We start from the raw sequence: 11472 nt of genomic DNA, 5'->3' as shown, positions 1-11472 counted from the left end.
GATCGCCGCGGCGATCGAACAGCAGTTGTTCCCGAACGGCCCGATGATCAAACGCGACGCCGCCGCGCTGGAAGCGCTGCGGGCCGCGGTGGTGGACAAGAACTTCTATTGGTTCAACCGCTATCGGGCGGTGGACGGCTACTCGACGTTCGGCGATCGCGCTTTCTTGAAGTTCTCCGAAGGCCCCGGCGGGTATGGAGACGGGCTTTCCAACTACTCGGTCGTGCAACGCGAACTGGAAGTGATCGACGCGCTCACATCTGCCGGCGACAAAGTGATTTGGCAGACGGCGCAAGGCAAGCCGACCACGAAGGAAGAAACCAAACTCCCGGAGTTCATCCCGGTCGTCAGCAACAAGCCGGGCGAACTGCCGGGCGGTAAGCACCTCTTCCTGAGCGGCGAAGCGGCCATCGAAAAGATGACCACTGGCGCCGACCTCAAGGTTGAACTGGTCGCCGACGAATCGATGTTTCCCGAGTTGGTGAACCCGGTGCAAATGTCGTTTGACGCCAAGGGACGGCTTTGGGTCGCCTGCTGGCGGACCTATCCGCACTGGAAACCGACGCAGCCGATGAACGACAAGTTGCTGATTCTGGAAGACACCAACGGCGACGGTCGCTCCGACAAATGCCTGACGTTCGCCGGCGACTTACACAACCCGACCGGCTTCGAATTCTGGAACGGCGGCGTGATCGTGGCGCAAGGCCCGGACTTGTTGTATCTGTCCGATACGAATGGCGACGATCGTTACGACGTGAAAGAACGCATCGTGCATGGGCTCGATACCGCCGATACGCATCACACCGCGAACAGCTTCACGTTCGATCCAGGTGGCGCGCTCTACTTCCAGGAAGGGACGTTCCATCACACGCAAGTGGAATCCCCTTGGGGGTCGCCGCGGCGCGTGGCGAACGGCGCTGTGTTCCGCTATGAGCCGCGGGCGCAGAAGTTCAACGTGTACGTGTCGTTCGGCTTTGCCAATCCGCACGGCCACGTGTTTGATCGTTGGGGACAGGACATCGTCTGGGACGGCACCGGTTCTGATCCCTATCACGGCGTGTTGTTCTCCGGCGACGTCGACTATCCGCACAAACACGGCGCGCCGCCAAAGGTTTATCGGCAACGCACGCGTCCTTGCTCCGGCGCCGAAGTGTTGGCGAGCTCCCATTTCCCGGAGGAGTTCCGCGGAAACTTGCTGGTCAACAACGTGATCGGTTTTCAAGGCATTTTGCGTTACAAGGTCGACGACCTGGATTCCAGTTTCTCGGCCGTGGAGCTTGATCCGATCGTGTATTCGTCGGACGCCAGTTTCCGACCGGCGGACGTGGAAACCGGGCCGGACGGCGCGATCTACTTCACCGATTGGCAGAACCCCATCATCGGTCACATGCAACACAACCTGCGCGATCCCAATCGCGATCAGGAGCATGGTCGCGTATACCGTGTTCGGCATGTCTCGCGCGAGCTGCTGAAGCCCGTGAAGATCGCCGACGAGCCGATCGATAAACTGTTGGACCTGCTTAAGTCGCCCGACGATCGGGTGCGGTATCGCACGCGAATCGAATTGGGCAGCCGCGACAGCGCCGAAGTGATTACCGCCGCGCAAGCCTGGGTGGCGAAGCTTGATTCCGCCGACCCGGAATACGAGCACCATCGCCTGGAAGGGCTCTGGCTGCACCAGAATCACAACGTCGTGAATCAGCAACTGCTGACCGACGTGTTGACATCGCCGGACTTCCGCGCTCGCGCCGCGGCCGTGCGGGTCTTGGTCGCCTGGCGCGATCGCGTGCCTGAATCGCTCGACCTGCTCTCGGCAGGCGTAAACGACGAGCATCCACGGGTGCGGTTACTGTCAATCTGGGGATTGAGCTACTTCTCCGGCGAGCAGGCGAGTCGCGCGGCGGAGATCGCCGTCGAGGCGCTGTTGCATCCCGATGATCCGTTCATCAAATATTCGCTGTCGGAAACCGAGAAGACTTTGGAACGTCGCGTGAAAGCGGCCGGCGGAGAGTAGTTTCTCCGAGGCCCCGAAGTAGCGCGTAGAAGATGGTGATTCATGTTGCGTAGGTGTTCCCGCGCGCACATCGGCGCGCTGTTGTGCTCGGCGGCGATGCTTTGCTCCTCGACGACGTTGCGCGCGGCGGAAGAGCCGCCCTCGACGGTGGGTCCGCTGATGAAGCTCTACCGCGGCGGACGATTGCCGGCGGAACGTCAACCGACGGTCGTCGAAATGATCTGCAGCCGCGGCAATGAGTTCGACTTGCGCGTCGTGTTCGACAACGTGATGAAGTCCGACGCGATGACGCCCGAGCTGCGGCTGACAGCGATGGCCGGATTGACCGACGCGGCGCTCTCGCGCAAGGTGATTCCCTCAGGGGATCTGCAGGACCTCGCGGCGCTGACCGAATTCGATGACGCGAAGGTGCAGCTAGCCGCAGTCCGACTTGCGGCGGCCTGCCGCGTGGAGGCGGCGGCCCCTGCACTGCGGAAACTCGCCACGAGCGATCACGCCGCGGCCGATCTCCAGCGCGCGGCCATCGCGGGGCTGGTGTCCATCGGCGGCGAGGCGAATCGCGAGGCGTTGCTCAAACTCTCCGAGGCGGCGCCCGGCGTCGCCACGCGCATGCAGGCCGCGGCGGGTTTGATCGGCGTCGATCTGGAACTCGCCGCCGTGCAATCGGCGAAGGTCTTGGCCGCGGCCACGCCGGAAGACGATCCCGGCCCGCTGATGAATGCGTTTTTCCAGCGCAAGGAAGGGCCGGATCAACTAGCGCACGCGTTGTCGCAACAGCAGCTCCAAGTCGACGTCGCGAAGCGCGCTTTGCGCTATATGTACTCAGTCGGTCGCAGCGACGCGGCCCTGTCGGACGTGTTGAGCGCCGCCGCGGGCGTCTCGTCGGACGATATGCCGCCGACGCCCGAGCAAGTGGCCGAAATCGTCGCCGCCGTCGAATTACACGGTAACGCGGAACGCGGCGAGCGGATCTTTCGCCGCGCCGATCTCAGTTGCATGCGTTGCCACAGCGTCAGCCGCGCCGGCGGCCAGGTCGGGCCGGACTTGAGCGCCGTTGGCGGATCGTCGCCGCTCGATTACATGGCGAATTCAATTCTCAATCCGAATCTTGCCATTAAGGAACAGTTCGTCACCCGCATCTTCGAAACGTCAGACGGTCTACAGCTCTCCGGCGTGTTGATCGATCGGGACGAAAACCGCATTCGCCTCCGCGACGCCCAAGGCAACTTGGTTGTGATTCCCACCTCGGACGTCGAGGCCGAAGCGGAAGGCCCCACGATGATGCCGACTGGCCTGACCAAGTTTCTCACGCGCGACGAATTGTTGGACTTGATCAAGTTCGTATCCGAACTCGGAAAACCCGGCGACTACGCCGTGCAAACGGTGCCGACGATGCAGCGCTGGCGCGTCATGCTCAACCCGCCCGCGGAGTTGACTTCATCTGTTCCGCACCTGGAAAACATCCGCCAATTCGTCCTCGGCGGCGCCGAGTACGCCTGGGCGCCGGCTTATGGAAAAGTCGCCGGCAAGTTGCCGCTCGCCGAGTTGCGCCAAGGCGACCAGCCCAAGGTTCTGATCCTTCGCGGCGAGCTCCAAGTTAACGAGGGCGGCGCGATCGGCGTAAAGATTGAATCCTCGGAGCCCGTGCAAGCCTGGGTCGACGAGCAACCGTTTCAAAGCGAAACCGAGTTCGAGACCGAGCTCGAGCCTGGCCGGCACGCGATCATTCTCCGCGTGGAAGTCTCCGGTCAATCGGACCCGGAACTCCGCGTGCAGTTCCATCGCCCAGCGGAATCGACGGCGCAGTTCGAAGTGGTTGGCGGGGCGTAGCGGAATCGATTTGGGTCGCCTGAGTAGCGTTCGGCCGGGAATGGCGCCGCGTGCCGGGCCGTCAAATGCGCCGCGTGGTATAATGGATTTGATGCACCGTTCTGGACCGCGAGTTCGATCATGAATATCCACGCCGAAGCCGTTTACGAAAATGGCCTGCTCAAACTCGATCATCCATTGCCGATCGAGCCCGGCTCGCGAGTGCGAATCGAAATCGTGCCAAGTCAAAGTGTGGCGCGAAGTATGTTGGGTCTGATTCACTGGACGGGAACCACGGAATCACTGGATCAGATCGCGCTCGACCCTGAATTTGGGTTGCCCGAATGTCACTAGCACTTGCGGATATTCCGCCTGGCGATTCGGTATTCGTTGACGCGAACATCTTTATCTATGGGTTGAGCGCACACCCAGTTTACGCGACTGCATGTATTGAGTTCTTGGAGAGGATCGAGCGGCAGGACGTGATGGGAGTAACTTCGTCGGCAGTGCTTGCCGAAGTGTCGCATCGTCTGATGACGATCGAGGCCTGTGAAGTCTACGGTTGGCCGGTCGCCGGAATCGCTCAGCGGCTACGGAAAAGCGCCACCGAAATAAAGACTTTGCGAAAATTCGCGGACGCCGTACGCATGATTCCCAAGCTCAATATCCAGATTGCTCCGACCGGCGAACAGTTGGTCATTCGAGCTACGGAACTGAGCCAATCTCATGGCCTGCTAACGAACGACGCTCTGATCGCGGCGACAATGAATTCGCTTGGAATTCGTTGCATTGCCACGCGCGACGATGATTTCGACCGGCTGCAAACTGTCCTTCGATTCTCGCCGTAAGGATTGCGGGCAAAGCGATCGGGAACGCCGGATGAAACGGCGTGCAATTCGCAGGTCTCCCCAGCATCGTGAGGACCAGTCGGGCGACCTAACGGCCAACGCAACGAATCTCGCACGCCAACTACCGGCGAACACGCCGTGCGATCGCAATGCCGACAAGCGAGAGCAGGCCCAGCGCCCAGGTGCTCGGTTCTGGCACGACGGTCCAGATTTGATCGACGACGAAATCGACGTCGACCTGGCCGGCGGAGTTGAAGACGAATTCGAAACTGTTGACGTCGGCGAAGTTGAATCCGTCTTCGACATCGAATTCCAAGTAGGGGGCGTACAATTCGCTCGGGTCGCCGGTTTCGCCGACTTCGCCCGAGTAGGTCGCCTGCACTCCGTTACTGGAGAGCCGAATAATCACATCCAGATTCCCGCTGACCGGCGCGTCGACGCTCAGGAAATTGATCGTGATGCCGCCGTCCGGCAGCACCAACTGCTGGAGCGCGTGGGCGTTATCCAGTTCCTCGGTGTTGACGTCTTCACCGTCGTATTGCAGGGTCACAACCGAAGCCGGATCCGACGCCGTGGCGAATTGAAAGATTCCGCGGTCGAACAGATCGTCGTCGTGCCCGATCAGCACTTGGGCGGAGTTCGCTTTGGGCGTACCCAGCACTTCGACCATCACGTCGCGCTGGTTGCCGATGGTGATCGGCGCTCCCAACTCCTGAAACGGCTTGCCATTGGGCTGATTGACGCCGATCAGCAGAACACCGGCCGGCGTGGGATTCTCGAAGTCATCGATCATCAACGAGGCGGCGGACGAAACGTCCGCACTCAGCAACAAGCCCAGCGCGGCGGTAAAGCTCAGCAACCGCTTCAACATGGCATTTCCCCGCCTGTAACTTCCGCGCAATCGGAAACATCGTCCGTTATTGATTCTACACGGGGGCCCGGCGGCTGTCAAGGAAAAACTCGCGATCGTGTTAACAAACATGGTCGTTTGCGAATCAGCTACTTCCTGGGCCGGAGACTGGGAAGGTTAGGAAGGACGGCACGGATCAACGCGCTGCAATACGTGTTTGGTGGTTCGGCGTGGTTCGCTACAATCTCGCCTCCGCCGCCAGCATGGGGGACCGCAATTCTGGCATTTCACCGCACGCCTATCATGCCTCGACTAACCCCGGCAAAACACGAACTGCAATCCGGCGACATCGCTCGCCATGCGCCGTTCGCGGGCGCTTGGGCGATGTTGGCGATTGCCGTCCTGATGTCGGGCTGTGGCGTCACCCGCCGTTCCGACACAACGCGCACCGCCAGCGAGCAACTGCTGATTTCCAACGCTGTCGACCAGGCGGTCGCCCAATTGGACTTCGGACCGATCGCCGGCAAGAACATCTATTTCGACCCGCAGTATTTGGCCGGCGCGGTCGACGAGAAGTATCTCATCAGTACGCTGCGACAGCACCTGCTCCATCACGGCTGCGTGCTGCAAACCGATCGAATGAAAGCAGAGTACATTGTCGAAGCCCGAGCCGGCGCGATCGGCACCGATCGCCACGACATCACGGTCGGCGTGCCGGCGGTGAACTTGCCAGTCGCGGTCGCGGCGACGGGCGTGCCGCCGGTGATTCCGGAGATTCCCTTCGCCAAGAGCACGGATCAAAAGGGCGTCGCCAAAATCGCGGTCTTCGCCTACGAGCAAGAATCCGGCAAACGCGTCTGGCAATCGGGCGTGGCAATGGTCACGAGCGACGCCAAAGACACCTGGATTCTCGGCATCGGCCCGTTCCAGCGCGGTTCTATCTATGACGGTACGAACTTCGTCGGCGCCGAAGTGCTTACGCCGTTCGCGCGTGGAAAATCCAAGCAGAAGGGCAACGAAAAAGGCCCGAACCGCCAAACGCTGGCAAACGTGACGTCGGAAACCATTTTCCAAGCCCCGCCGCGCCCCACGCCTGAAGGCGCGGCGCCATCAACGGTGATGCAAGCGACGCACACCGCGCCCGCTGCAACAACACCGGCGGCGCCGAACGCACAGCCGCCCGAAACGCCCCCGGCCGCGCTCCCCGCAGCGACAGCCGCCGCGACGCCGTTGCCGGTTCCACCGTCGGACGGACGTCTACCGCCGCCCACGGCGCAGACGGCGCCGCAATCAATTCCGCCAGCACCGCCAGCCGGCACGAGCCCGCCGAAAAACGCGAGTCCGTAAGCGCGCGGCGTTGAATCAGCTAGAGCGCTGCTAAAGCCCAGGGAAGGCCACCGTTGACTTTCGATGATGGAGAAGTCTTCGAGGGCCTTCCCTGGGCTTAAATTCGACGACGACGCTAAGCACCAACTCCTTTACTCCTCCGCACTCCTCTCCCTCCCCCCTCCTCAATTCAGCGTCATCCCGCCGTTAACGCTGATCGTCTGTCCGGTGACGAACCCGGCTTCCTCGCTGGCGAAATACAGCACCGCGTCGGCCACGTCTTGCGGCGTGCCCCAGTGCCGCATCGGGATCAAGTTCAGGTAGGCGTCCTTCATATCTTTCGGGTCCGTCTCGTGGCGTTCGACGGGAATCCAGCCCGGCGCGACGAGGTTCACCGTGATGCCGAACGGCGCCAGTTCCGTCGCCATGCTACGCGTGAAGCCGGCCTGGCCTCCCTTGGCGGAGACATAGGCGCTGAAATTGCCCACACCTCGCGCGAAGACCTCGCTGCCGATGTTGATGACGCGGCCCCATTGTTTCTGCTTCATGTGCGGCAGCACGGCGCTGGTGAGCAAATACGGACTCTTGATGAAGAAATCGATCATCGTTTGGTAGTGCTGCCAGGTGTATTCCTCGATCGGCAGCATCGGCTGATTGGGCGTGGCGTTGACGACCAGGATGTCGATCGGGCCCAGCTCCGCGGCGACCTTTTCGCAGACGCTGTTCACGCCTTCCTCGGTGGACACGTCGCCGTGCGCCAAGACGCCCGCGCCGCCGGCGGCGTGCAATTCCGCCAACGTGGCCTCGGCCTTCGCGGCGTTGTTGAAATAGTTGACGCCGACCTTCGCGCCGGAACGGGCGAGCGTCAGCGCCATGAGTTTGCCAAGGCCCCGGGAACCGCCGGTGACGAGCGCCACATGCCCTGCGAGTGAAAGTGCCATCGATGGATTGCCGCGCGAAGGAAGAAATCGTTGCTCAACGAGCCGCCGATCCTAAAGCGCGCCGCGCAAGCACGCAAGCGGGCGAAGGTTTAGCCTGCCACGCTAGCTCGACCACGCTTAATGCGCCCGCGCAAGGACCTCCACTAGCCCGACGCGCAAGCGAGGGGGAGTTGACGTCGGCTGAGAGTACCGTCCGTACTCATGTTCGACGTCCGCTCCCCCTCGCTTGCGCGTCGGGCTAGTGTGAGCGGGCCAGATAGACACTCATGCCAACTACGGAAAACGAACCAGGGGAGCGAATTCTCGCTCCCCTGGGGGCATGGCGTATCGAGTTGGCTTGCTTCCGACTACTGTCCGCTAGCGTAATCAGCCTGATTGAGAGGCTGGCGAATCGGCGTGGCCATACCGTCCAATGGGCGATAAGCGCGGGCGCCGTTCGGCGTCATCAACTGCGAGTAAACGTTGTATGGAATCCCGTCGTTCAAGAACGAAACGTGACCGTCCACGAACGCGACAACGACGCCACCCGGGTGGTAGCTCGACGGACGCACATCGTGGTAATTCAGGTTCTTGTCGGTCTCCTCGAACGGCGGCTTAATACCGTTCATTTCAAAATCGGTCGCTGGAGCGGGCAACTGCTCGTTATTGGCGGAGTTCAACGGAATCCAGCAGATACCGGTGAACACCTCCGCGGGCACGGTCTGGCGCTGTGGGTCAAATGGATTCGGCGTGCTGCTATTGATGGAGCCCGTGTCGGTCCAGTTGCCATTTTCAACCCGTTCGGCCAACATGATCGTCGTGGCCGACCCATCGTTGGCGCTGATCGCGCTCGTGTTCATCTTCACGAGCTTGCGCGGTTTCTGCGGTTGGCCGTTGGCATTGACCTGCGATGACGGTTGGAAGAACGGGTCATTTTCATGGAACACGCCATTTGCCGGACCGTCTACGGCCGTAACCATCGCGTCATCTTCGCTGGTGAGCCGGAGATCCGGGGCGCCGGCATTCACTGCATAACTCAGCGGAGTGCCGCCTGCCGACTCGCTCGGATTGCTCGGACAGACCATGATCTCCAAGCTCTCCGTCGGAACCGGAGGGTTGCCGAGGTAGATGAAATCGTTTGCGTCTTCAGGAGTCTTCTTTGTGTACGCACGATACAGGTCGTTGCGATCCAACTGCGGCAGAATCATGAACGCCCAACTGCCTTTGATCTGCTTGCCGCTGCTTTGTCCGGTCGTAGCGATCCCGAGGTGTTCGCGAATGCCAGGGAAGCGCTGCTTCCCGCTTTCGAAGTTTTGGATCGCGAGTGTGACGTTCTTCAGGTTGTTAATGCACTGCGCCCGGCGGCCGGCTTCGCGGGCATTTTGCACCGCCGGCAGCAGCATGGCGACCAGCATTCCGATGATGGTGATGACCACCAACAATTCGACCAACGTGAAACCGGTTCGTTGTTTCCGCGCGCTCATTCTCTACCTTCCTTTGTTGACAACTCGGTCCCGCCCCATTTGCCCGAACACCGACCCACCAGAAATTATCGCGACATACTACAAATAATGCTAGTCTTTTGCCGCCGTTTTTCCGGTTTTTGCGGCCTGACCAGCCCCGTGACGAAGCTCCGACAGCCGTGACAGAGCGAACTTGCGACGCCGGCGGACTGTCCAGATTGTCGATTGCAAATGGGTTTGGCCGGCGCAACGGAGTTACCGCCGCGCGCCGGTTAAGCCCAGGGAAGGCCACCGAAGACCGTCGGCGATAGCTGCGCTGCCGAGGGCCTTCCCTGGGCTTGGAGAGCGTCGTCAACGAACTGGACGAAATACTGGAAACGCTTCCACGCCGCGGTTTTTTCACGCCCTTGCCAACGCGCCGGCCGACATTATGATAGAGGACTCCCATGGGGGAGCTTGGGGGCGTAGCTCAATTGGTTAGAGTACCGGACTGTCGATCCGGTGGTTGCGGGTTCGAGCCCCGTCGCCCTCGCTACACGGCCCGGAAGTTCTTGTCATTCAAGAGCTTCCGGGTTTTGTTTTGCGCCAACGCTGTTGACCGCCAAGCCCAGGGAAGGCCACCGACAGCGTAGCTATCGCCCACGATAACGAGGGCCTTCCCTGGGCTTAACTTCGGCGACGACGTAGCGGGACAATCGAGCGGCTTACTCTCGCAAGGTCGCCGCGTGCATGATGCGTTCTTCGGTGGCCTCGGCCCGACTGAATTCGCCGGTGAGGCGGCCCTCACAGAGGACCAGAATTCGGTCGCAGAGGGTGAGCAGTTCCGGCAGCTCGCTGCTGGTGACGATCACGCCCAGCCCGTCGCGGCAGAGTCGGTCGATGAGTTGATACAGCTCGGCCTTGGCGCCGACGTCCACGCCCCGAGTGGGGTCGTCCAGCAGCAGCACCTTGGGTCGGGCCAGAAGCCAGCGGCCGATAATGGCCTTCTGCTGATTGCCGCCGGAGAGGCTGGTAATCGCCGCCCGAATGCCGGCGGTTTTCACGCCGAGCTGCGCGACACTCCCTTCGGCCATCTGCCGTTCCCGCGGGCGGCTAAGAATTCCGGTCGTGGTCGCCTCCGGCAAACTGCACATCGTAATATTGTGCCCGACGTTCATCCGGGCGAACAATCCGAGCCGCTTCCGGTCTTCGGTCACGAGCGCCATGCCGGCCTGTTTGGCGGCGGCCGGCGTGTGGAATTGGACCGCGCGGCCTTCCAGCAAGATGTTCCCCTGAGGGCGATCGGCCGACGCGCCGAACAGGCATTCCAGCAGTTCGGTGCGGCCCGCGCCCATCAGTCCCGCGAAGCCGAGGATCTCGCCGCGCTTCAGGTGGAAACTGATGTTTTTCAACCGCCACGCCCGGGCGTGACCCGGCCACGGCAGCGAGAGGTTTTCCACGCGCAGCACTTCATCGGCGGCGCAGCGCTCGCCGCCCAAGTCGACCGACGCGATTTCCCGGCCGACCATGAGCTGCGTGAGTTCACCGGCGTTGGTGGCGGCGCGGTCGAGCGTTTTTACGAATCGCCCGTCGCGGAGAATCGTGATGCGGTTCGCCAACCGGAACACTTCATCGAGCTTGTGCGAGATATAGACGATGGTGACGCCGCGTTCCCGCAGCTTGCCAATGACGCGGTAAAGTCGCGCGACTTCCGTCTCGGTGAGGGCGCTCGTCGGCTCGTCCATAATCAGCACTTCGGCGTCGAGCGAGAGCGCCTTGGCGATCTCGATCAACTGTTGATCGCCGACGCGCAGCGTACCGACCTTCGCGCGCGGGCTGACGTGACATTCCAACTGCGCGAGCAGCTTGCCGGCGGCGTCCTCCATCTCGCGTTCGTGGAGAAATCCAAGTCGACCGTGCTTTTCGCGCCCGAGGAAGATGTTGGCCGCGGCCGAGAGTTGTTCCACCAGGTTCAATTCCTGGTGAATGATGCCGATACCGGCGGCCTCGGCGTCGCGCGTGCCCTGGAAACGGGCAGCCTGACCGTCGATATGAATCTCGCCGTCGTAGTCGGGGATCACGCCGGAGAGAATCTTCATCAACGTGCTTTTGCCCGCGCCGTTCTCCCCTACGACGGCATGGCACTCGCCAGGCAGCAGATCAAACGAAACGTCGTCGAGCGCGGTGACGCCCGGATAACGTTTCGTGATGTGGCGAATCGAGATGAGCGGCATGGGGGGAGGAGTTTGAAGTTTTCAGTGTT

General features: G+C 61.5%; 9 protein-coding genes and 1 tRNA gene. 6 read left to right on the top strand and 4 right to left on the bottom strand.

All coding sequences use genetic code 11. From position 1 onward, the window contains the following. The 4 genes from SGJ19_14560 to SGJ19_14545 form a co-directional block, all read left to right on the top strand. A partial coding sequence (locus tag SGJ19_14560; GenBank protein ID MDZ4781469.1) for a PVC-type heme-binding CxxCH protein occupies positions 1-2014 on the top strand: 2014 nt, incomplete at its 5' end. A gap of 42 nt (positions 2015-2056) precedes the next feature. Continuing rightward, on the top strand, positions 2057-3844 hold the full coding sequence (locus SGJ19_14555) for a c-type cytochrome (GenBank protein ID MDZ4781468.1): 1788 nt from the start codon (positions 2057-2059) through the stop codon (positions 3842-3844). Between the two features lie 120 nt (positions 3845-3964). Then, positions 3965-4177, top strand: a complete 213-nt coding sequence (locus tag SGJ19_14550; GenBank protein ID MDZ4781467.1) for an antitoxin family protein — start codon at positions 3965-3967, stop codon at positions 4175-4177. Continuing rightward, positions 4168-4671 carry a PIN domain-containing protein gene (locus tag SGJ19_14545; GenBank protein ID MDZ4781466.1) on the top strand — a complete coding sequence of 168 codons (504 nt, stop codon included), beginning with the start codon at positions 4168-4170 and terminating at the stop codon, positions 4669-4671. The genes SGJ19_14550 and SGJ19_14545 overlap by 10 nt, the downstream gene beginning before the upstream one ends. 121 nt (positions 4672-4792) lie before the next feature. Here SGJ19_14545 and SGJ19_14540 read toward each other — a convergent pair whose 3' ends face one another. Then, positions 4793-5542, bottom strand: coding sequence for a PEP-CTERM sorting domain-containing protein (locus tag SGJ19_14540; GenBank protein MDZ4781465.1), 750 nt, complete (start codon positions 5540-5542; stop codon positions 4793-4795). Positions 5543-5824: 282 nt separating this feature from the next. Here SGJ19_14540 and SGJ19_14535 point away from each other — a divergent pair, with 282 nt between their 5' ends. Beyond that, complete coding sequence (locus tag SGJ19_14535; protein ID MDZ4781464.1) at positions 5825-6868, top strand: DUF6655 family protein; 1044 nt, start codon at positions 5825-5827, stop codon at positions 6866-6868. A gap of 164 nt (positions 6869-7032) precedes the next feature. Here the strand turns inward: SGJ19_14535 and SGJ19_14530 are convergent, their stop codons facing one another. Together SGJ19_14530 and SGJ19_14525 are read right to left on the bottom strand one after the other, a co-directional pair. Next, the gene (locus SGJ19_14530) at positions 7033-7788 is read right to left on the bottom strand and encodes an SDR family oxidoreductase (GenBank protein MDZ4781463.1); all 756 of its coding nucleotides are present in this window, start codon (positions 7786-7788) and stop codon (positions 7033-7035) included. Positions 7789-8135: 347 nt separating this feature from the next. Beyond that, entirely contained in the window at positions 8136-9251 is a 1116-nt protein-coding gene (locus tag SGJ19_14525; protein ID MDZ4781462.1) for a DUF1559 domain-containing protein, read from the bottom strand. A 437-nt stretch (positions 9252-9688) separates the two neighbouring features. Here SGJ19_14525 and SGJ19_14520 point away from each other — a divergent pair. Further along, positions 9689-9762 (top strand) — tRNA-Asp (locus SGJ19_14520). A gap of 172 nt (positions 9763-9934) precedes the next feature. Here SGJ19_14520 and SGJ19_14515 read toward each other — a convergent pair. Continuing rightward, positions 9935-11443, bottom strand: coding sequence for a sugar ABC transporter ATP-binding protein (locus tag SGJ19_14515; protein ID MDZ4781461.1), 1509 nt, complete (start codon positions 11441-11443; stop codon positions 9935-9937). Between the last annotated feature and the right edge of the window lie 29 nt (positions 11444-11472).

The organism is Planctomycetia bacterium (genome assembly GCA_034440135.1).
In the GTDB taxonomy this organism is placed as follows: domain Bacteria; phylum Planctomycetota; class Planctomycetia; order Pirellulales; family JALHLM01; genus JALHLM01.
This window is presented reverse-complemented; position numbering and strand designations above follow the sequence as displayed.

Bases quoted from the DNA above. Each gene is read 5' to 3' on its own strand.
- SGJ19_14555 (MDZ4781468.1), top strand. From the start codon at position 2,057: ATGTTGCGTAGGTGTTCCCGCGCGCACATCGGCGCGCTGTTGTGCTCG.
- SGJ19_14545 (MDZ4781466.1), top strand. From the start codon at position 4,168: ATGTCACTAGCACTTGCGGATATTCCGCCTGGCGATTCGGTATTCGTT.
- SGJ19_14540 (MDZ4781465.1), bottom strand. From the start codon at position 5,542: ATGTTGAAGCGGTTGCTGAGCTTTACCGCCGCGCTGGGCTTGTTGCTG.
- SGJ19_14530 (MDZ4781463.1), bottom strand. From the start codon at position 7,788: ATGGCACTTTCACTCGCAGGGCATGTGGCGCTCGTCACCGGCGGTTCC.
- SGJ19_14515 (MDZ4781461.1), bottom strand. From the start codon at position 11,443: ATGCCGCTCATCTCGATTCGCCACATCACGAAACGTTATCCGGGCGTC.
- SGJ19_14550 (MDZ4781467.1), top strand. From the start codon at position 3,965: ATGAATATCCACGCCGAAGCCGTTTACGAAAATGGCCTGCTCAAACTC.
- SGJ19_14535 (MDZ4781464.1), top strand. From the start codon at position 5,825: ATGCCTCGACTAACCCCGGCAAAACACGAACTGCAATCCGGCGACATC.
- SGJ19_14525 (MDZ4781462.1), bottom strand. From the start codon at position 9,251: ATGAGCGCGCGGAAACAACGAACCGGTTTCACGTTGGTCGAATTGTTG.